Source organism: Pseudoclavibacter sp. JAI123, assembly GCF_013409665.1.
In the GTDB taxonomy this organism is placed as follows: domain Bacteria; phylum Actinomycetota; class Actinomycetes; order Actinomycetales; family Microbacteriaceae; genus Pseudoclavibacter.
On record NZ_JACCCM010000001.1, the window covers coordinates 12,272 to 32,215 of the forward strand.

Below are 19,944 nucleotides of genomic sequence, written 5' to 3' on the forward strand. Positions count from 1 at the left end.
TTGCGGGTCGTGTCGGTGCTGCGAGGCGCTGCTTCGCAAGAGGCGACCACCCGCGTGGTGATCGCACTCCGGCTCTGCGGCTCTGCGGCGCTGAGGCGGTGTCCCGCCAACCCACCGTCGCCGTCCCGAAACCGGGGTTGGGTAGCACGCGAAGATGGGAGTCAGCAAAGTGCTTGTCCAACGTAACAGGAACGTGACCTTTTTCAAGGGGCGAATTTCGGGTACTTCTCCCCCTGGCGCTGGGGTGTGCGGTGCGCTACGTGGTGCACGGTGGCGGCGTGTGAGACCGGCCGAGTGGCAGACGACACAGAATGTCGGCGGTCACTTCTACGTTGTCCGAACAGCCCAGCATCCGCTTCGCGCGGCAGCCGCCCCGGCTGTGCCGGACCGGGGTAGCCCCTCCGCGTGCACACCAGAGGAGAACGCGCATGATCACGCGATCCGGCACCCCGCTCTGCCCCGCATGGTGCATCGCCCTGCATCTCGATGCCGATGAGACCCTGCACTACGGCGCAAGCAGAGAGGTCTCCGTGGTGACGCGAGCGCCGGCGTCCCACCGCGAACGTCAGCATGCGTTCGCCATCGACACGCTGGTGCTCGTCCAGCATCAAGAACGCCACGAACGTGTTCCCTGGCTCGCGGTCCTCCTGCGAGGCGGCCCGGTGCTCGATCTCACGGTCGACAGCGCACGCCGTCTCGGCGCGAACCTCACCGAGGCCAGCGCGCGATGAACCTCAGCCGCGCAGCGAGCTCAGCCAGTCGACCGCTTCGCCGAAGTGCTCGTCGCCCCACTTGGGGTCGACGACGACCGGCTTGCGATCCGCCCGCGGGTACGAGCCGAGGAAGATGACGTGCGGGCTGAAGCGGCGAAGGCCGAGCAGCGCATCCGCAACCCTCGCGTCGTCGATGTGGCCATCGAGGTCGAGCACGAAGCGATACGAGCCGATGCGGTCAGGTAGAGGGCGAGACGTGATCATCGAGAGGTTCACGCCGCGAGTCGCGAACTGCTCGAGCATCACCATGAGGGACCCCGGGAACTCCTCAGGAAGCTCGACGATGAGGCTCGTCTTGTCGGCTCCCGTCCGAGCCGGAAGCTCACGACTGAGGCTCACGAGCGCGAACCGTGTGCGCGCCGTCTTGTTGTCCTGGATGCCCTCACCCAGCACCGACACGTCGAAGCGATCCTCGACCCCGCGCGGCGCTATCGCGGCGTCGATGTCGCCGCGCTCGTCGAACAGCGCGTTGACGCTCGAGATGTTCGAGTTCGCGACGACGTGCTCGTGCCCCGGGATGTTGCCGTGCAGCCACCTGCGGCACTGGCCGTACGCAACCGGATGCGCCGACACCGTGCGCACATCCTCGAGACGCGTTCCGGGCCGGACGACGAGGCTGAACGAGATCGCCACCTCATACTCGCCCGCGATACGAAGTCCCGGGATCGTCGCGAGCGCATCCTGAGACGCCGTGACGCCGCCCTCGATGCTGTTCTCGATCGCGATCATGGCTGCCACGCTGCGCCCGGAGGTGACATCGGCGAGCGCCTCGCCGACGTTGCTCACGGGACGCCAGATCTGACCCTCGGCGGCGGCGACCTGGCCGAGCGCCGCCTCCGTGAACGTGCCAGCCGGCCCGAGGTAGGAGTACGTCTCTCGCTCATCTGGCACGGTGCTGGCATCGGTCATGGGGTTCAGCCTATGCCGATGCATGAGTTCCTCCCCACGAGACACCGCGCGGTGCCAGACTGAGGGCATGCACGATCGCGCTGGCAGCCTCGCCCTTGAAACTGACCTCATCGATCTCGACGCACTCATCGCTGCGTACGCCGAGAAGATCCCCGACCCCGCCGTCTCGACGCAGCGCGTCGCGTTCGGCACGAGCGGCCACCGCGGCTCGAGCCTGAACTCCTCGTTCAACGAGACGCACATCCTCGCCATCACGCAGGCCATCGTCGAGTACCGAGCGGCTCAGGGCATCACCGGCCCGCTCTTCATCGGACGTGACACGCACGGACTCAGCGAGCCGGCCGAGCGCAGCGCCCTCGAGGTGCTCGTCGGCAACGGCGTCACCGTGCTCGCCGACCTCGACGACGAATGGGTACCGACCCCCGCGCTCTCGCACGCGATCATCCGCTACAACGCCGACCCGGGCAACACCGAGCAGGCAGACGGCATCGTCGTCACCCCGAGCCACAACCCGCCGCAGGACGGCGGCTTCAAGTACAACCCCCCTCACGGTGGCCCGGCTGACAGCGACGCGACCGGGTGGATCGCGAACCGCGCCAACGAGCTCATCGAGGCCGGCCTCGAGGGCGTGAAGCGCGGCACCCCAGATGCGAGCAACGTGGGCCGCCACGACTTCAAGGGCGACTACGTGCGCGACCTGAAGAACATCATCGACGTCGACGCCATCAAGCGCGAGGGCGTGCGCATCGGCGCCGACCCGCTCGGCGGCGCCAGCGTGCGGTACTGGCAGGCCATCGCCGACGAGTACGACCTCGACCTGACGGTCGTGAACCCGGACGTGGATGCGCGCTGGCCGTTCATGACGCTCGACTGGGACGGCAAGATCCGCATGGATCCGTCCTCGCAGTCCGCCATGGCCTCCGTGCTCGCGCGACGCCACGCCTACGACATCCTGACGGGCAACGACGCCGACGCCGACCGCCACGGCATCGTCACCCCTGACGCGGGGCTCATGAACCCCAACCACTACCTGGCCGTCGCCATCGACTACCTGTGCGCGAACCGCCCCGAGTGGTCCGCGTCGGCCGGCATCGGCAAGACGCTCGTGTCGAGCACCATGATCGACTTCGTCGCCGCCTCGCTCGGCCGCACGCTCGTCGAGGTGCCCGTCGGCTTCAAGTGGTTCGTCCCCGGCCTCATCGACGGCTCCATCGTGTTCGGCGGCGAAGAATCCGCCGGGGCGTCGTTCCTCCGCAAGGACGGCACCGTCTGGACCACCGACAAGGACGGCATCCTCCTCGCCCTCCTCGCGGCCGAGATCATCGCCGTCACCGGCAAGACGCCGTCGCAGCGGTACGAGGAGCTCGTCGCGGAGTTCGGTCGCCCGGCCTACGAGCGCGTCGACGCACCAGCCACCCCCGCCCAGAAGGCGGTGCTCGGCAAGCTCGACGGCGACGCGATCTCAGCGGTCGAGGTCGCCGGCGACCCCATCACCGCACGTCTCAGCCACGCCCCCGGCAACGGTGCGGCCATCGGCGGGGTGAAGGTCACCACCGACAACGCGTGGTTCGCCGCCCGCCCATCCGGCACCGAGGACGTCTACAAGATCTACGCCGAGTCGTTCAAGGGGCCTGAGCACCTGAAGCTCGTGCAGGCGGAGGCCAAGGCCATCGTCGACGCGGCGCTCAGTTCCTGACCGAGCGCACCGCACCACCCGCCGCTAGAACGCCGCCTGCGTTTCCCACCTCTGGACGTGCTCGAGAGGGTGGAAACGCAGGCGGCGTTCTGTGTCGGCGGGCGCCGGCGGGTTGCTACTGGCCTTCGGCGGGAGTCGGGTTGGTCGCGCTGAGGCGGCCAGCCTGTCCGACGCCAGCGGAGAACTCGACGCTCACGATGTCACCCGACGCGTTGAAGCAGGTCACGCCGGTCTCGAAGGTGATCTCGCACACGAACTCGCCGAGCACCACGGGCGAGTTGTAGGGCTGCACGACGGCACCCTCAAGCGGAATGTCGGCCGTGAGGCACGGGAACGTGTAGCCGTTGGAATCGAGCCCCACGACGACGCCCGTCGCGCCGGCCTGGCACGCCTGTTCCGGAACCGGGAAGTCGACGGTGTACTGCTGGCAGGTGACGCCCGTCTCCGGGGTGATCTGGCAGCGGATGTTGCCGGTCTCGCTCGTGAAGGTGACCGGAGCGAAGTTGGGGTCGGCGACGGCGGCCGGCCCGGCGGGCGGTGCCGGCTCCTCCGTGGCGGGCTGCTCCGCGGCGGTCTCGCTCGCGGAGGGGTCGCCGCCGGCGATGGGGTCGTCTCGGTTCGCTCCGACGACGTTGCCGATCATGATCGCCGAGATGATCAGCAGGATCGAGCCGACCACCGAGAGGGCGATGATGCCGAGGCGTCGACGGTTGCGGTTGTCGAGGCCACGCACGGCCGCACCGACGCGTCCACCGCCTCCGCCGCTCCCGCCGCCGAGCGCGGCACCCACTCGGTCGAACGGATTCCGATCGGACGGCTGGACGTCGGGCTCGTCACTGACCGGTCCCGAGGAAACGGGCCCCGTGGACCGCGGCGGGGCGGCAGCAGGCGCACCGGCCCCACGCGGCGCGGGCCCGGGACGGCGAGGCGCACGAGGCGCTCGCACGCCAGCGGACGCCGGGGCGGACGACGACTCGTCCGCGTCGTCCTCGTCGAACCAGCTGGAGAGCAGCTCCTTGGCAGGGTCCTGCTCGCGCTGGCCTCCCTGAGGCGTTTCAGGCGGAGCGAAGCGCGCATCCCGGTCGCTGTCACGATCCTGCGCGAAGTCACGACCCTGCGCGGAATCCTGATCCTGCGCGAAGCCCCGGCCGTGGCTGACACCCTGGCCCTGGTCGACGTCCTCGCCGAAGGCGGGCCCGGTGTGCTGCTTCGGCAGCGCGCGCGTCGGCGGCTCAGCCTCCGGCGCACTCGGTGCCTGCGCTGCACTCGGGACCTGGGCTGCGGGCTCTGGCATCTGCGGGGTCTGCGCTGCCGCGGCGCCGGAGGCACCGAACAGCTCGGCCGCATCCTGTCGCTCGGAGTCGCGCGCTTCACCGAAGCTCTCGCGCTTGCGAGACGGCAGCGGCACGATGCCGGTCTGCTCGAAGTCGCGAGACACGATCGGGCGATCGGAGTCATCGAGGACGCTGCCGTCGCTGCGCTCACCGGCAAGGAGCTCATCGAAGGCGCTCTTCCCGGCAGGTGCCGCGCGGGGCGGCTCGCCGGGAACGACCGCCGGCCCGCTCGGGAAGACGGGGGCAGCGGATGCGCCGCGGAACGGGTCTCCCGTGGCGGGCATCGGCGGCGGTGAGGGGACGACGCGCGGCGTCGGGAGCGCCGGCGGCTCGGCGCGGAACGAGGGGATACGCGGGGCCTCGTTGGTGGCGCCCGACTGCGCACCGACACCCTCGAGCCCCGTATCGGTCGAGGCCGGCGTCGCAGCGTCAGCTGATGAGCTGGGAGCGGCTGCCCGCTGGTCGGAGTCGGCGGTCGGCGCCGCTGCTGCCCGCTCGGGCGGCCTCCCGAACTGCGGTGCGGCGCTGGCTGGTGCAGCGCTCTCCGGAGCAGCGGTCTCCGATGGCGCCTCACGGCGCGGTGCGGGCGCGGACGGGGCGGGCGCGGCGGATGCCGCCTGCTCCACGGGTGCGGGGTCGCCCGTGCCCTCGAGGTCGGAGAACCAGCTCGGCACCTGTCCGCGCGGCTCGCTGTCGTCTCCACCGGGCACGCCGGGCTGGGAGGACGACCGCGCCGGCGGGGTGTTCATGGGGAGCACGTCGAACTCGGTTGTCGGCGGCTCGAACGCGAACGCATCCCGGACTGGACCCGTCGTGTTCGGCGTCGACGCTGCAGAAGCCTGCGGAGCCTCAGCGCTCGCAGCTTCTTCAGCGGTCGGCGCCTCGACGGGCGGCTCAGCTGGCGCGGGGGTGCGTGGGCGCGCCGGAGTGGGAGGGATGACCGTCTCGGGCGTGACGATGCCTCGCTCACCCGTCGCGCGCAGGTCGGGGTTGAAGCGGCGACGCGAGCGGAGGAACGACGGGGGCTCCGGAGCCGCGGGTTCCGGTTCGCTGCCGGCGTCGTCCGTCTCGGGCGCGCTCGGCGACGAGGCCTTCGGGCGGTACCGTGCGAAGAAGTCGTCACCGTCAGTGGGCGCCGTCTTCTGCTCTGCCTCTTCGCGAGCGCGGCCGACGACCTCCGAGGGCGGAGTGGGGGCCGAGGCGTTCCAGCGGAAGCCGCCCGCACCGATATCAGCCGGTCGGCGCGGAGCAGCGTTGCTGCCGTCGCTTTCGGCGGCGCGAGGGCGCACGGCCGTCAGCTTGGTACCGCACTCGGCGCAGAATCTCTGTCCGACCTGCGCTTCGGCACCACACGTGGGGCACGTTGCCATCTCGACCTCCTGGTCTTGGAGTGCTTCTGCTTCCAAAGCTCTGGCAGAACTCTACCGAGCCTGGCCTCTTCAGTAGCCTGGCGCCGCGGGAGCGCCCAGGAATTCCTCGTACGTGCTGGTGCCAGCCGCCTGCATCGCGGCGGACGTCTCCGTGCCGACGTAGCGGTAGTGCCAGGGTTCGAACTCGTACCCGGTGGTGGCGGTCGCCCCGTCCGGGAAGCGCAGGATGAAGCCGAAGCGGTGGGCGTTCGCGGCGAGCCACTGACCACCCGCCGTCGTCGAGAAGCACTGCTCCAGCACGCATCCCTCGCCCTGCGACGAGATGTCGGCGGCGAGCCCGGTCTGATGCTCGCTGTACCCGGGACGAGCCGACGTGAGGTCGGCTGCTTCCTGGCCGAGGTCGGCGACGTACCCGGTGTAGAGCTCGGTCTGCAGCCCGTAGTCGCGGTACCCGCTGGTCATGTCCAGGGTGAGCCCCGCCTCGGCGCTGGCCGCCGCGAACATCGTCTGCACCGCGGTCGCCGCCTCCGAGCGGAGCGAGTGGCCGTTGGCGGAGGGGACGCCGATCTCCGACATGGCGACGAGGTCGGCGGGCGCGTAGTCGGCGGGAACCAGCGGTGTCTGCTTGTTCACGAGCACCGTGATGCTGTTGGGGTCCGTGATGTCGAGCGCGGAGGCCGGTGGCTGCGTCTCGGTCGGAGTCGGTTCGGCCGTCGCGGTCGGCTCCGGGGTCGGTGTGGCGGTGGGAGTCGGGGTGGCCGTTGGCGTCGCGGGGGCCGAGGTGGATGCGATGGTCGGCACGCTCGCGTCACCGTTCGATGCGGCGGTCACGGCCCAGTAGATGAAGCCGCCTCCCAGGAGCACGACAACCGCGAGACCCGCCGCGGCGATCTTTCGGTTCCGGCGCACACGCGCTGAGGCCTTGCGCTTGGTCCGCCCGGCACGTTCGGCGCGCCGCCCCTGATCATCCGGCGCCTGAGCCTCCGACGCTCGGCCGTCCGGCGTATGGTCCTGCTGCTCCTCAGTCACCGGTCAACCCTCGCACAGGCGCTGGCGGGGTCGTCCGGGACTGGCCGAGGGTGCGGACACCGATGCTCGCATTCGGCATCGTCGGCGGAATCACTGAGTCTTCTGCCGGTGGGACGGCGTAGCCTCTGCGCATGTCAAATTCCGTCCAGCACCAGCAGGATCGTTCGCGCTTCGCCCTCAACGACGGCGACGGCACCGAGATCGGATTCCTGAGCTACGTCACGACGGCCGACGCGATCGTCATCGATCACACGGTCGTCGACCCCGCCTATCAGGGTCAGGGACTCGCCGCGGTCCTGACGGATGCGGCGCTGACGACGCTCGGCGAGCAGTCGGCGCTCACCATCGTCCCGCAGTGCCCGTACGTGGCGGCGTTCATCCGCAAGCATCCCGAGTACCAGCCGCTGACCACCCGCTGAGCGACGCAGCAGGCCAGACACCCACCGAGCAGCCGCCGACCCGTCAGGCGCGCTCGGGGAGGTTCGCGAGCTGCACGACCGCGGGAGCCTCTCCGCGTCGCACGTACTTGCCGCGGCCCGGGGGCATCCGCTCGGCGTAGAGGCGCGGCGCGATCTGCCCCTCGCTGCGATCGCCGGAGAGCAGCAGCAGCGCCCCGCCCGTGTCCCGCGTGCTCTGCAGGAACGGCGCGTACATGCCCCTCGTCGACCCGGCGACGGGCCTCGTGACGACGATGTGGATGCCGAGGTCGCGAGCCGCAGGCAGGTGAGGGACCAGCGCCCCGAGCGGGTCGGTGCCGCCGGCCGCGACGATGTCGTAGTCGTCGACGAGGAGCACGACTCTCGGCGTCTTCCTGAGCTCCTCGGCGGTGCGGCCTGGCCGCTCGGCGAGTTCGCTTGCGATGGACGCGGCGAGCCCGCTCGCCTGCGCCGCCGACTTGGCGTGGGCTGCGAGGTACTCCTCGGGGATCACGCCGGGCACCTTGCCGCGCGGGTCGACGACGGCGATCGCGAGCTCGTCTGGAGTGAACCGCTCGACGAGGCCCTTCGCGATGACGCGCAGCGCCGTCGACTTGCCGCTCTTCGCATCCCCGAGCACGACCAGGTGCTGGTCGGAGTCGAGGAAGTCCCACAGCGCGGTGTCCATGGTGTCCTGGCGGAGGCCGAGGGGCACGGCGGCGGGTTCGTCGGCCGCGTCGGGCAGGCTCGACGGGTCGACGACGTTCGGCAGGAGGCGGATGGGCGCTGCGGCGGGCCCGCTCCAGGATTCCGCCGCTCTGGCCGCGAGTTCCTCGAGGGCGTCGCCGACCTGGTCGGGGTCGACGGCTTCGAGCGTCGGGAGCGCGAACTGCGCCAGGGTCTTCGCGTCGGTGAGCGCGCGCCCCCTGGAGTCGGCTGGCACCGATTTGGCGAGCTTGCGGTCTATGGCCGAGTCGGACGGGTCGTTGAGGCGCAGCTCGATGCGCGTCCCGAACAGCGACTGGTGCGCCATGCGCAGCTCGCTCCAGCGGCCGAGCGTCACGATGAGGTGGATGCCGTAGCTCGATGCCTGCAGCATGAGCTTCGTGAACGGCCCGTCGAGGTGCTCGAAGTCCTGGCGGAGGGCGCCGTAGCCGTCGACGAGGAGGACGATGTCGGCGTTCGGCAGTCCGGGCAGCTTCCCCGCGGCGTGCATGGCGCGAAGCTGCGCCGTGCTGTCGATGCTGTGCCGTTTGAAGAGCTCCTCGCGCATCCGCAGCATCGCGGTGAGCTCCTCGACGAGGCGCACGAGTCTGGAGTCGTCTCCTCGCGTGGCGACGCCGCCGACGTGCGGGAACGCCTCCAGCCTGCGGAGGCCGCCCCCTGTCAGGTCCATGCCGTAGATGCCGACGGCGCCCGGTGCGCCGCTGAGGGCCAGCGATGCCGCGATCGTGCGCAGGGCCGTGCTCCGCCCAGACTGCGGGCCACCGATGATGGCGACGTGGCCACCCGATTTGGTGAGGTCGAGCACCCACGGCTCCTGCCGCTGGTTCCCGGGTTCGTCCTCGACCCCGATGACGAAGCGAAGCGGATGCGCTCCCCCGGGGTTGGCGGGGCCGTGGGGGTGTTCGCCGGAATCGCTGGGGTCTGCTGAACTGTCCGCGCCGGCCGCGAACGCCTCGCCGAGCGAGATGCGCTCGGCGAGCGGGGGCAGCCAGACCGGTCTGACCTTCTCCGGCCGGTCGAGCTGGGCGACGAGGTCGTCGATGAGGGTCCGGCGCGTCTCCGGGGCGCGCAGCACGAGCGGTGCGTCAGGGTCTCCCCCGCTGTCGATGCCGTTGAAAAGGGGCACCTCGACGATGCGCGGTTGCTCGTCGTCCGTGACTGGGCGCGCCTCAGCCACCTCGTCGATGGGACCGGAGACGTAGCCGGCGTGGAAGCGCTGGTAGACGCTCGTGTCGACCTTCAGGTAGCCGTAGCCGGGGATCGGCGGCAGGTGGAAGGCGTCGCCGGAGCCGAGCACAACCTGCGACTCCGCCTCGCTGAACGTGCGCAGACCGAGACGGTAGGACAGGTAGGTGTCGAGCCCGCGCAGCTTGCCGCCCTCGATGCGCTGGCTCGAGAGCAGCAGGTGCACGCCGATGGAGCGGCCGATGCGGCCGATCTGCAGGAACAGGTCGATGAAGTCGGGTTCCGCCGTGAGCAGCTCGCCGAACTCGTCGATGACGACGAAGAGGTGCGGCATGGGCGCGAGCTCGGGGCGAGTGCGGCGCAGCTCGCGGTAGTGCGAGATGGACGGTGACGAGTCCGCGGCCTTCAGGAGCTGCTGTCGGCGCACGACCTCGCCCTGGAGCGAGGCCTTCGCTCGCACCGTCAGCTGCGGGTCGTCGGCGAGGTTGTCGATGAGGCCCGCGAGATGCGGGAGTCCCTCGAACGGCGCGAAGGCCGCCCCGCCCTTGTAGTCGACGAGGATCATCGCGAGGTCTTCCGGCGGGTGGGAGACGGCGAGCGACAGGATGAGCGTGCGCAGCATCTCCGACTTCCCGGAGCCGGTCGCGCCGATGCAGATGCCGTGCGGGCCCATGCCCTGCTGCGCGCTCTCCTTGAGGTCGAGGTGCACCGGGCGGCCCTGATCGTTGACGCCGAACGCGACACGGAGGAACTCCGAGGGCTGTCGCGGCGCCCAGACGCGCTCGAGTGCGACTGGCTTGTCGAGGGGAACGCCGAGGATCTCGGCGATGTCGGCCGCGGGTCCCTCGTCGTCGCGGGCCCCCACGGTGGCGAAGGTGCGCCGCGCGGCCAGGGTGCGGGCGAGGCCCTCGAACGCGGTCGACGTCACCTCGTCGGCTTCGAATGAGAGCGTGCGCTGCTCGCTGCCGCCCGCGTTGTGCGTGAGCGCCGCACCGCCGTCGGCATCGAGCTCGATGCGCACGTCGACGTCGTCCGGCTCGTGGAGGCGATCGTCGACGAGGTGGACGATGGTCACGCCGATCTCGCTCGGCGTGTAGCTGCGGTCGGGGAGCTGCAGCGGGCGGGCGGGCTCGCCGTGGCGGTCGTCGACCACGACGAGACTGGTCAGCGTCGTCGCCGTGCCACCGCGGCGCCTCGCGGCGGCGGCCGTCTGGGTGCGGTCGAGGAGCTCGCTCCCGATCACGGCGGCGAGCTGGCGGAGGTCCGGCGCGACGCGACGCGCCGGCATCGGACCGTCGAAGAGGCGCGGGTTCTGCGCGTGCGGCAGCAGGTCGAAGCCACGCCAGTCGTCTCCGCGGTCCGGAGCGAAGGCGGCGGCGAGCTGCACGTCGTCCGGGAGCTGGTGGCTCGCCAGCTGGGCGACGAGCCCCCTCACGAGGGGCACGGTGCGCTCCCGCGGTCCGATGACCGCGACGACGGATGCGCCCCGAAGCTCCGCGACGGCGGGCATCCCCGGCACCTCGCTGTGCGTCTCGGCGAGCAGCTGCGCCTCGCGAAGCAGGATGGGGTCGGCGGGCTCGGTCGGCGAGTCCTCAGCGGAGACCCCGAGTTGGAACCACGGCACGGTCGCCGTGCCCACGCGGGCCTGCAGGTGGTCGGGGTCGCCGCGGCGCCTGTCCCAGAGGCGAGCGGGATCCTGCACCAGGGAGGCAAGGCCGCTGCGGTCGGGATGCACGAGCCTCGCGGCCCGCGCCGCCCCGGCCGCCTCGTCGCGCAGCTCGGTGCGCTGCCGCTCGAGGTAATCGAGGTAGCGCTTGCGGCGGATGCGCAGCGCCCGGCCGGCGCGACCCCTGGCCGAGATCGCGAAGCCGACACCAGAGACGATGGCGACGACGAACACGATGCCGGCGATGAAGAGGAACAGCGGCTGCCCGTTGCGCATGACGACCATCATCGTGACGGACGTGAGCGCGCCGACGACCGGCAGCAGGAACTGGAATGGCGTCGCGCTGGCCTCGTCGCTCAGCGTGGGCGGCGAGGCGAGCTGGCGGGGCTCGGGCCTCTGGGCCGGGAAGACGGTCCGGGTGGGCCTGTGTGCGTCGCGGATGCTCACGGTCGCCTCCCTGATCGGTCGGAGGTGGATGCTGGTCGGTTGGGCGCTGGGGGGAACACGGGCGCCTGCGCGGGCGGCGCGACGGGTGCCCGCGGCGCGTGCGGGACCGGAGCCGAGGGCGCGACCGGGGTGGGCACCGGGGGTGCCGCCACCCCCGCGGCCGCATCGATGACCCTGGCGCCGAGGCGCAGCATCCGCACGCCGTCGAGGCCCCGTCCCGCGCCATCGCGCAGCTTCCGGTCGTGTCGCAGCAGCACAGACGGGAAGGGAAGGTTATCGACGAGCATCTCGGTCGCGAGACCAGCGACACGCTGCACGTCGACCGCGACGAGCACGACCCTGGTGTGCGCGCCGATGGCGGCGGCGACGTCGAGCGCCTGCTGGACGCTCGACCGGTCCGCCGGGGTCACGAGGCAGAGCACGTGCGAGTGCTCCGCGAGGTCGCGGATGCGCTCCAGCGGAGTCGCGCCCCAGTCCGTGACCGTGAGGTCGTAGGCGTCGCTGGACGCGCGGTGCAGCCGCCACCAGGCGTCGACGTCGGCGGGCCACTCGGCCGGCGACAGCTCGAGCGCTTCGACGGCCGTGCCATCGAGGCCGCGTTCCGGGCGAGCGCTCCCGCCCTGCGCGCTGACGAAGCGCACTCGGTCGCGCCGCACCGACGACAGGAACCGGGCGAGCTCCACGGCGACCGTCGTGCATCCGGCGCCGACCGCGAGCGAGGCGACGCCGACACGACGGCGGAGCGCCAGCGGCACGGCGGCACGCTCTCGGAGGTCCCGCAGCTCGGCCGCCCCGCGCGCCGTGAACGCGTGCGGCCAGGCCAGGTGCAAGGCGCTCGGTCGGTTCAACGGAACGCCTCGAGGAGGTCGGCGAAGATCCCGAACGAGCCGAGCGCGAGCGGGACGACCGTGAGCACCACGAGCAGCTCCACGACGTCGGCCCAGCGCCGGAGCTTGGCGGCGACGACCCCGCTCGGGCTCCACGCGGCGGTGGCGACCGCGAGCAGCGCCACGACGCCCGCGGCGAGAGCCTTCTCACCGTCGCCGAGGAGCGGCGTCGACAGCAGCCACAGGATGCCGGGCACGACAGCGGCGGCCAGCAGTGCGAGACGAGGAGGCGCGAGCGGGAACGTGCGCATGCGGAGGAGCGCGACGATGGCGAGGGCCGCGGCGAGCCCCTGCCGCCACGGGTCGCCCGAGAGCAGCAGCTCGGTGAGCGACAGCGCGGCCACGACCGACACGGCGATGACCGTCCAGGTGAGCTGCGCGAACGATTCCGCGATCGCAGCGCGCACGTCAACCGTCGAGGCGCGATCGCCGCGCATGATGCGGTCGTCGTAGGACGTGAGGCCGCTGAGGGAGAGGGCGGCGCCAGGAAGCACGCCGAGGGCCGCGACGCTCAGCACGGACACGATGACAGCGACGCCACCGCGATCGAAACCAGCCAGGCTCAGGAAGAAGAGGATGCTGCCGGCGATCAGGCCGACTGCGGCGCCGTACCTCGCCGAGCCCCGCTGGAACCCGATGCCCCACACGAGTCCGAGCACGAACCAGGCGGACATGGCGGCGACGAGCACCGTGTTCGGCAGCAGCCCCGCGGCGCCGCCGGCGCCACCGTCCCTGCCGACCTCCGCGGCGAGCCCGAACGCGGCGGGCAGCGAGAACCCGATCGCTGCGCTCGCGACGGCGACCGCCGCGAACCGCTGGTCTGAGCGAGCGAGTCCCGCTCCAGCGGCAGCGAGCAGTGCCGCGGCGGCGAGCATCCACTGCGCCGGAAGCGCGAACGCGCCCATGGCCCACATGGCGGCACCCGCGGCCGCGACCCCGGCGGCGACGGCCAGCGTCGTGCGCGCGTGCGCCTCCCCCCAAGCGTCCCGCCTCGCGGCCCCGGCCTCCGTGATGGCGTCGGTGATGTCGATGACCTCTGGCGCCTGCGGGGCGTCGTCGGCTGTCGTCACGCGCAGCATCGCGCCCGGCCGCACCCCCTGCTCCTCGAGGGTCGCGTCGAAGTCGAGGGATGCGCCGGTGAGTGTCGTCAGGATCAGCACGTCACCGCCGTGCGGGTGCTCGTCGAGCAGCTCGAGGACGTGAGGGAGGAGCACTCCGACGGGCTCGGTGCTCGGCAGCGCAAGCTCTGCCTTCCGCTCGCTGCCGATGACGGTGAGTCGCGTGTACGACACTCAGTGCTCCTCAGGGTTCGGGCGCCGGACGTCGGAGTTCGCTTGCCGGATGCCAGGGCTGCCGCTGCTCACTCGACCACCGTCAGCGTCTGCGGGTCGATCGTGATGCCGCTCGTCGGGTTGGTGTAGTACCCGGTAGCCGGGTCGATGTACCAGCCGATCCTCGTGTCGATGAGCTTGCCTGCCGGGTCCGTCGCGTAGCCGGTGGCGGGGTCGACGACGAAACCCGTGCGCGGGTCGGTGTACTGGCCCGTCGCCTGGTCGAGCAGGAAGCCGGTCGCCTCGTCCTGCACGACCGTGCCGCCTGGCTGGACGGGATTCGCCGCGGCCGCCGCCTGGAACGCGGAGATCGCCTCCTGCTGCTTGCGATCCTCGAGCAGGTTCACGACGAAGCTCGTGCCGAGGCACGCGCAGCAGATGACGGCGCCGAGGATCACCGAGCCGAGCAGACGACCCACGTTCGTGTTGACGGTGCGCCTCGTCGCCTGCGGTCCGTGCGCGAGCGCGCCGAGCATCCGCTCGCGGTGCGCGCGGGTCGTGTCGATGAGCGTGCGGTCCGTCTCACTCACGCGGCCACCCCCGTTCCTGACACGCCGGGCCGGCCGAGGCGCACGCGCCTCGAGCCGAGGGCCAGCACCGTGCCGAACGGAACGGTGACAGCCGTCTCCGCCTGCAACCGCTGCGGGTCGCCACCCGCGAACGCCCACGTGCCGGAGACGCTGCCGAGGTCGGTGACGAGCACGCCCTCGAAGTTCGGCTCGAGGCGCACGTGGGTCGGGGCAAGGCTCCGTGAGAAGTCGGGCACGGCGACCGGCCGCTGGCTCCTCGACGAGACCTGCGGGGCGCGGCCCACGACGATCACGCCGCGGACGACGTGACGCGACCCGTCATCGAAGTGCAGCTCGAGGTCTGGACTCGAGAATCGCTGGGGCACGCGAGTCGGCGGGGCGAGCTCGATCGCGGCCGGCACCAGATGCAGCGGATCACGCCCCGTGCGGACGTCCATCGTCGCGCGTGCGCCCGTGAGCGGATGCGCGGGCATGCCCGTCGACCGGGCGACGGTCCGGAGCCCCAGCAGGACGTGGCCCGCGCTCGTGCCGAGCGCAGCGCGCATCCACCACCAGAGCGCGAGCAGGACGAGCGACACGACCACTCCGACGAGCACCGCGAACGCGAGGCTGTGGCCCGCGGCAAGCAGCGAGAGACCAGCGACCACCACGAGCCCGAGCGCCACGTCGAGCGCGATCGACCAGGCGAGCTGGGCGGTCGCCGCTGGGAGATCGGCCGTTTTCCACACGAGTCGCAAGGCTAGTCGGCCAAACCTGACGCCGGGAGGGGAGAACTCCCCGGTGAAAAGTTGGACGACGGCGGGCAACCCGTGCTGGACTGACGTCTCCCGATAAGAACGCGCGCCGATCGCGGTGCTGGAGAGGATGCCATGAAGTTCGCAATGGAAGACCAGACCCTGGTCACGCTCGGCAACAAGTCGCAGACCGAATCGGACGACCTCGGCGAGCTCGTGAAGCAGCTCTTCGACGCGGCCGAGCCGCTCTCCTCGACCTTCAATGGGCCCGCGAAGGCCAGCTTCAACAACTTCAAGTCGAAGACCGACGAGATCTCGAACGCCCTCAACTCGGCGCTCGTCGGCATCGTCACCTCCATCAGCGGCCAGAACAAGGCCTTCGTCGCCGCCGCCGACGACGGAGCCGCGACGCACGAGGCCGCGGCCGGATCGACCGACTTCAGCTCCGAGTCCTTCCTGACGCGCATCCGCCCGCAGGCCTAGCGCTCAGACACCGACGCGACGAGAACGAGGAGAACACGCATGTTCACGAACCAGATGGATCGCAACGACTACAACATCGGCTCGTCCGAGGCGACGCAGGCGAACTTCGAGCAGGTCGCAGCCCGTCTCGAGTCGGCGCTCGACCGCCGCGACGCCGACGTCAAGTCGGCCATGGCCGATTACCAGGCCGACGGCGTCTCGGAAGAGTACGCGCACCTCGAGCAGCAGTGGAACTCAGCCGGACAGCAGGTGCGCGACGTCATCGCCGCCATCCGCAACTCGCTGGTCGAGAACGACGACGTCGCCCGCCGCGCCCTGTCCGCGGCACGCGCGTCGATCCCGAGCTAGGCAGCGACTCAACGCACCGACATGAGCGGCGGCGAGCATCCGGCACTGGATGCTCGCCGTTGGCGTTCTCAAAGACGCGGTGGCCGCGAACGGTGCTGTGCCTCGGATCAGATGGCCTCGCCCGGCACTCGGTCAGGGCCGATGCCCGACCGCTCCTCGCGGCGCTCGATCTCAGCGTATGCCGGCTGGAGCGCGATGAGCGCCACGCTCGTGTCGAGCGACTTCAGCCACAGGCGCCCGCCGTTGTCGAGGTCCCAAGCGATGTCGCTGCCCTGACGTGCGGATCCCCCACCGAGGATCTCCGCGAGCTCCGCGCCGAGGTGGCGCCGGGCACCTGCGACATCGACTGCACCACTGGCGTCCGCACCGCTGAGCTTCACCTGGATCTCGGTGACCGACTCGTCCTTGACGGACGCTGAGGCGTTCGAGACGCGTTCGGGCGACTCGATGTATCCGGTCCGGTAGCGAGCGCTGCGGCTTGTCGACCGAGCTTCCGACCATCCCAGCTCTGCAGCTACCCCGGTCAGCTCTTGCTTCGAGACCGGCCAGCTGAGCCCCGTCAGCACCTCACTCAGGCGGGCAACGGTGCTTCGGTCGGCGATGTTCTGCGTCGTCATGGCGTCGTCTGCTTCCCAAGCCCGAGGTCGAGGTCATTCGGGTGCGCGCCCCCGACCCGGAGCGTCACGGGTGACGCGCGGCGCGCGCTTCCTCAAGCTTGGCTTTCAGCCATGCGGGCTGGTTGACCTCGTCTCGCGGGAACTGCTCGAGGTCCGTCAGGTACGCAATGGCATCGACTGGCGCATCCCACTCTGGCTCGTCGTCGTAGTTGTACTCCGCCGAGACTGCCCCTTGGGCTGTCACTGAGACCTTCGCGCTGAACCAGGTGCCAGCCCCTTCGCGGTAGGTCGCCGACCGCAGGTCTCGGACGGCGTCACGCAGGGTTTCCGTGAACGGGAGCGCATTGAACTGCCCGTCGCTCATCTTGTACTTCCCGTTCGGGTTCGCGGCCCGCACGCGCTCCGACGTAACCGGGGCGAGCACCGTTCCGAGATACTCGGCGCGTTCGTCTCCCGGACCGAGCAGGCCGTGCAGCTCTTTCGCGACCCGCGTGAGGGCTTCCTGCTCAGCGATGAGTCCGCGTTCATCTGACATTCGAAAACTCCTTGTTGATCGGCATCTCGCCGTTGACCGAGTACGTTACCTGCACGCGATCCGGCACCGTGCTCCCGTCCGGGTAGTGCGGCTTGATCGAAACCTCGATCATCGTCGAGGGGTCTCTCTGCAGGAGCTCACGCCACGAGTTCTCCAGGTTGAAGTAGCTGTCGCCACCACCCCTGTTGATCTCTTTCAACATGGCGATGAGGTTGGCGTCCTCTGGGCCGCCACCGAAGCCGTTCCCGAACAGGTGCCCGCCATCGTACCCATCGCCGCCTTCGTCTCCGATGCGCGACTGCACGCTTGGCGACCGGTCCGCGTCTCCGAGGGCCAGCTGCTCCGTGTGCGCACCGACGGTGCGGCCGGCGTGATCCGTTTCGAAGACGTGGGCGGCGCTCGCCCCTTCAGAGACTTCGCCGACGTTCGGATGCACCACGTACGTCGCGTTCGGCTGAGGGTTGATCAAGTCGGCGTTCAGGTTGCCCGTCGTCCCGTAGTTCGCCTCGACGTAGACGACCTTGCCGTCAGCGTCCGTGTAGAAGTCGCCACGGCCCTCGACCCGGTACAGGCTGTTCGGCGCCAGGTCGCTGCTTGCCGCGAACGGCGTGCGGGGCCCGGGTGCGTCCGCCTTCGGCACCTCGACTGTCTGGGTCGGCTCGGGACGCGGGTACTCCGTGGGTGGCTCCGGGTAGGACGCAGCGGCGGCCGGTCCGGGCGGCGTGTCCTCTGCGTGAGGCGCCACCTGCCCACCGTTCGCGTCTGGAGCTGGCGTCGTGCCCGGCGCATCTTGCTGGCCATTGCCATTCTGCTGGTCAGGCGCGTTCTGCTGGCCGCCTGCATCCTGCGTGCCGTTCCCTGATGGATGCTCGGCGTCACCCTCAGGGGTCCGAGTGGGAGCCACCTCAGGGTCGCGCACCCCGTTCGGGCCATCAGGTGTGCCAGTCGTGGCATTGGTGCCGCTCGGAGAGGTGCCGGAGCTCGACGGTGCGCCGGTCGCACCAGAACCCGGCGAGTTCTGCCCGGTTGACGCAGACCCGGCGCCCGACGGCGACGCGCCGTTGGTCGACGGCCCCTCGACCGAGGATGTCGGTGTCGGCGCACCGGGCGCGGACGAAGGCGAAGCAGCACCGGGCGCGGACGAAGGCGAAGCAGCACCAGGCGCGGGCGCGCCGGCCGCTGGGTTCGGCGTGGCTACGGGGCCCGCGGGCCCAGACGGGGCCGCCGGAGCTTCAGGCGCGTCCAGTCCGAAGTGAGAGGAGACCGGAGGCACTCCACCGGACGGCGAGAGCGCATCCACGACCCCCGTCGCGCCCACGTACGGCGTGATCTTCAGGCCGTCTGGCGAGAACTTGATGCCCTTCGTCACGAGGCCGACCGCGAGCGAGCCGCCGGGAATCGCGAAGTCGGCGGCGACCCCGCCGACACGGGTCACGATCGAGCCGACCTTCCCGGCCGTCGACACGCCCTTCGCGACGTTCGCACCTGGGATGAAGAAGGTGCCGATGTTCGCGATCGTCTCGGTGCCCGTCGCGACCGCGTCCTCCTCCCACGCGTGGAAGCCGTTCTCGCCCGCGAGCGCGGCCTGGTGGTCGTAGCCGATGAGGCTGCCCCATCCGGTCGCGGCGACGTTGACGCGGTCGTCGAACCACTGGTCTGCCTCTGAACCGGGCGCCACGAGTTTCACGGCCCACGTCGTCGGGGACAGCACGACGGCCGTCGAGAGGGCGAAGTTGCCGAGCCCGCCCCACGCGGCGCCTGCCTTGTCCCAGCCCCAGTCGCCGGTGACGGGGTCGCGGCCGATGAGCGACGCCGCCCCCGTCCAGGTGCCGTGCCAGAAGTTGCCGGCGCCATGCGCGACCGACTCCGAGCAGTTGCGGTCCTCCTCAGCCGGGTACCCCCACGGCAGCTCGGTGGAGGCCATGATCGCCTCAGCGGTGATCGCCTCGTCCTCCGTGACGTAGCTTCCGGTGCTGAGCGTCTCGAGGCCAGCCGCGCACGTCGTCGCGGCGGCCGAGACCGTCTCGATGATCGCCGCGTACTCGGCGAGCAGCGCGTCGTTCTTCTCGATCGCGGGCCCGTGCTCGGTCCACGGGATGTGCTCCGACTTGTCGCCGAGCTTGGTGACGTCGGTCGTCCAGAACTCCGAGGAGAACAGACCGTGCGCATCCCAGATCGTCACGTCGTAGCCCTGCAGGGCCTCCTGCCGGAAGGCGGCGGCGCGGTCCTCGAGGTCCTTGAGCGTCGTCTTGACGCCCTCCAGCTCCTCCGCGTACGTACGCAGGTAGCCCGCCGCGCTGGAGAAGCTCGTCTCGACCTCGCTGGCCGCGTTCGTTGCGGGCGTGATCGCCGCGTAGACCGACTCCTGCTCCGGCGCCTGGTAAGAGGCGCCGATGCCGGTCCACGTGGTACTGATGGTCGACACCTTCTCGACGAGGCCGGACCCCATCCCTTCCAGCGACGTCGCAGACCCCTCGATGAGCGACGTGTCGAGGTCGGCGCTCTTGCAGACGAACGCCGACGGGTCGATGAGACCGTCTCCCGTGCAGACTTCGATGGTCATGCGTCCCCCCGGTAGCCGTGCTGCTCGAAGAAGCTGAAGTCGCCGTCGGAGCCGTCCGCGATGGCGCCCTGGAACTCCAGCGCCATCTGCTCCTGCCCGTTGTTGTAGGCGTAGACGGCGTTGGCGACGCCCGTGACGCTCGCGTTGACGGTGTTGCCGACGGCCGTGACGTTCGACTGCTGCTCGGTGAGCAGGCCGGCGAGGGCCTCGGAGACGCCGGCCGTGATGCCGCCTCCCCACGCGACGCCCGCCATGACGCCGTTCATCCCCGCTTCCGTGATGACGGTCGCGAGCTCGCCCTGCGTGGTCTGCACGCTCGTGAGCACCGTCTGCACCCCGGTGGGGTCGATCTTCCAATCCGACAC

General features: G+C 70.7%; 17 protein-coding genes. 5 read left to right on the forward strand and 12 right to left on the reverse strand.

Features of this window, described 5'->3' with window-relative positions; all coding sequences use genetic code 11:
* Window positions 1–428 precede the first annotated feature (428 nt).
* On the forward strand, window positions 429–731 hold the full coding sequence (locus HDC34_RS00070; protein ID WP_179555375.1) for a hypothetical protein: 303 nt from the start codon (window positions 429–431) through the stop codon (window positions 729–731).
* Between the two features lie 3 nt (window positions 732–734).
* Here HDC34_RS00070 and pheA read toward each other — a convergent pair whose 3' ends face one another.
* Window positions 735–1,682, reverse strand: coding sequence for a prephenate dehydratase (gene pheA / locus HDC34_RS00075; RefSeq protein WP_179555376.1), 948 nt, complete (start codon window positions 1,680–1,682; stop codon window positions 735–737).
* Between the two features lie 67 nt (window positions 1,683–1,749).
* Here pheA and pgm point away from each other — a divergent pair, with 67 nt between their 5' ends.
* A complete protein-coding gene (pgm, locus tag HDC34_RS00080) occupies window positions 1,750–3,378 on the forward strand; it encodes a phosphoglucomutase (alpha-D-glucose-1,6-bisphosphate-dependent) (protein ID WP_179555377.1) in 1,629 nt (542 codons plus the stop codon).
* Window positions 3,379–3,493: 115 nt separating this feature from the next.
* On the opposite strand, the gene HDC34_RS00085 is transcribed toward pgm, so the two are convergent.
* The gene (locus HDC34_RS00085; RefSeq protein WP_257023034.1) at window positions 3,494–6,001 is read right to left on the reverse strand and encodes a hypothetical protein; all 2,508 of its coding nucleotides are present in this window, start codon (window positions 5,999–6,001) and stop codon (window positions 3,494–3,496) included.
* 150 nt (window positions 6,002–6,151) lie between these two features.
* Window positions 6,152–7,111, reverse strand: coding sequence for a M15 family metallopeptidase (locus HDC34_RS18100; protein ID WP_179555379.1), 960 nt, complete (start codon window positions 7,109–7,111; stop codon window positions 6,152–6,154).
* Between the two features lie 131 nt (window positions 7,112–7,242).
* Between HDC34_RS18100 and HDC34_RS00095 the strand changes: the two genes are divergently transcribed.
* Window positions 7,243–7,530, forward strand: a complete 288-nt coding sequence (locus HDC34_RS00095) for a GNAT family N-acetyltransferase (RefSeq protein WP_179555380.1) — start codon at window positions 7,243–7,245, stop codon at window positions 7,528–7,530.
* A gap of 43 nt (window positions 7,531–7,573) precedes the next feature.
* Here the strand turns inward: HDC34_RS00095 and eccCa are convergent, their stop codons facing one another.
* The 5 genes from eccCa to HDC34_RS00120 all read right to left on the reverse strand — a co-directional run bounded on the left by eccCa (window position 7,574) and on the right by HDC34_RS00120 (window position 15,027).
* Window positions 7,574–11,551 (reverse strand): type VII secretion protein EccCa, encoded by a 3,978-nt coding sequence (eccCa, locus tag HDC34_RS18105; protein WP_179555381.1) that lies wholly within the window; start codon window positions 11,549–11,551, stop codon window positions 7,574–7,576.
* Window positions 11,548–12,399: a hypothetical protein gene (locus HDC34_RS00105; RefSeq protein WP_179555382.1), complete on the reverse strand. Its 852-nt coding sequence runs from the start codon at window positions 12,397–12,399 to the stop codon at window positions 11,548–11,550. The genes eccCa and HDC34_RS00105 overlap by 4 nt, the downstream gene beginning before the upstream one ends.
* On the reverse strand, window positions 12,396–13,730 hold the full coding sequence (locus HDC34_RS00110) for an EsaB/YukD family protein (protein WP_179555383.1): 1,335 nt from the start codon (window positions 13,728–13,730) through the stop codon (window positions 12,396–12,398). The genes HDC34_RS00105 and HDC34_RS00110 overlap by 4 nt, the downstream gene beginning before the upstream one ends.
* Before the next feature lie 68 nt (window positions 13,731–13,798).
* Entirely contained in the window at window positions 13,799–14,299 is a 501-nt protein-coding gene (locus HDC34_RS00115; protein ID WP_104310931.1) for an OCRE domain-containing protein, read from the reverse strand.
* Window positions 14,296–15,027, reverse strand: a complete 732-nt coding sequence (locus HDC34_RS00120) for a hypothetical protein (protein ID WP_179555384.1) — start codon at window positions 15,025–15,027, stop codon at window positions 14,296–14,298. Before HDC34_RS00120 ends, HDC34_RS00115 begins: the two co-directional genes overlap by 4 nt.
* A 141-nt stretch (window positions 15,028–15,168) precedes the next feature.
* On the opposite strand from HDC34_RS00120, the gene HDC34_RS00125 reads away from it, so the two are divergent.
* A complete protein-coding gene (locus tag HDC34_RS00125; RefSeq protein WP_104254576.1) occupies window positions 15,169–15,516 on the forward strand; it encodes a hypothetical protein in 348 nt (115 codons plus the stop codon).
* A gap of 39 nt (window positions 15,517–15,555) precedes the next feature.
* Complete coding sequence (locus HDC34_RS00130) at window positions 15,556–15,864, forward strand: hypothetical protein (RefSeq protein ID WP_104254575.1); 309 nt, start codon at window positions 15,556–15,558, stop codon at window positions 15,862–15,864.
* A gap of 107 nt (window positions 15,865–15,971) precedes the next feature.
* Here the strand turns inward: HDC34_RS00130 and HDC34_RS00135 are convergent, their stop codons facing one another.
* The 4 genes from HDC34_RS00135 to HDC34_RS00150 all read right to left on the reverse strand — a co-directional run bounded on the left by HDC34_RS00135 (window position 15,972) and on the right by HDC34_RS00150 (window position 19,944).
* A complete protein-coding gene (locus tag HDC34_RS00135) occupies window positions 15,972–16,481 on the reverse strand; it encodes a DUF6301 family protein (protein WP_179555385.1) in 510 nt (169 codons plus the stop codon).
* A 64-nt stretch (window positions 16,482–16,545) separates the two neighbouring features.
* The gene (locus HDC34_RS00140; protein WP_179555386.1) at window positions 16,546–17,016 is read right to left on the reverse strand and encodes a hypothetical protein; all 471 of its coding nucleotides are present in this window, start codon (window positions 17,014–17,016) and stop codon (window positions 16,546–16,548) included.
* Window positions 17,006–19,579, reverse strand: a complete 2,574-nt coding sequence (locus HDC34_RS00145; protein ID WP_179555387.1) for a DNA/RNA non-specific endonuclease — start codon at window positions 19,577–19,579, stop codon at window positions 17,006–17,008. Before HDC34_RS00145 ends, HDC34_RS00140 begins: the two co-directional genes overlap by 11 nt.
* Window positions 19,576–19,944, reverse strand: a complete 369-nt coding sequence (locus HDC34_RS00150; protein WP_104254572.1) for a DUF6507 family protein — start codon at window positions 19,942–19,944, stop codon at window positions 19,576–19,578. Before HDC34_RS00150 ends, HDC34_RS00145 begins: the two co-directional genes overlap by 4 nt.

Bases quoted from the DNA above. Each gene is read 5' to 3' on its own strand.
- HDC34_RS00070 (WP_179555375.1), top strand. From the start codon at position 429: ATGATCACGCGATCCGGCACCCCGCTCTGCCCCGCATGGTGCATCGCC.
- pheA (WP_179555376.1), bottom strand. From the start codon at position 1,682: ATGACCGATGCCAGCACCGTGCCAGATGAGCGAGAGACGTACTCCTAC.
- pgm (WP_179555377.1), top strand. From the start codon at position 1,750: ATGCACGATCGCGCTGGCAGCCTCGCCCTTGAAACTGACCTCATCGAT.
- HDC34_RS00095 (WP_179555380.1), top strand. From the start codon at position 7,243: ATGTCAAATTCCGTCCAGCACCAGCAGGATCGTTCGCGCTTCGCCCTC.
- HDC34_RS00125 (WP_104254576.1), top strand. From the start codon at position 15,169: ATGAAGTTCGCAATGGAAGACCAGACCCTGGTCACGCTCGGCAACAAG.
- HDC34_RS00130 (WP_104254575.1), top strand. From the start codon at position 15,556: ATGTTCACGAACCAGATGGATCGCAACGACTACAACATCGGCTCGTCC.
- HDC34_RS00135 (WP_179555385.1), bottom strand. From the start codon at position 16,481: ATGACGACGCAGAACATCGCCGACCGAAGCACCGTTGCCCGCCTGAGT.
- HDC34_RS00140 (WP_179555386.1), bottom strand. From the start codon at position 17,016: ATGTCAGATGAACGCGGACTCATCGCTGAGCAGGAAGCCCTCACGCGG.
- HDC34_RS00145 (WP_179555387.1), bottom strand. From the start codon at position 19,579: ATGACCATCGAAGTCTGCACGGGAGACGGTCTCATCGACCCGTCGGCG.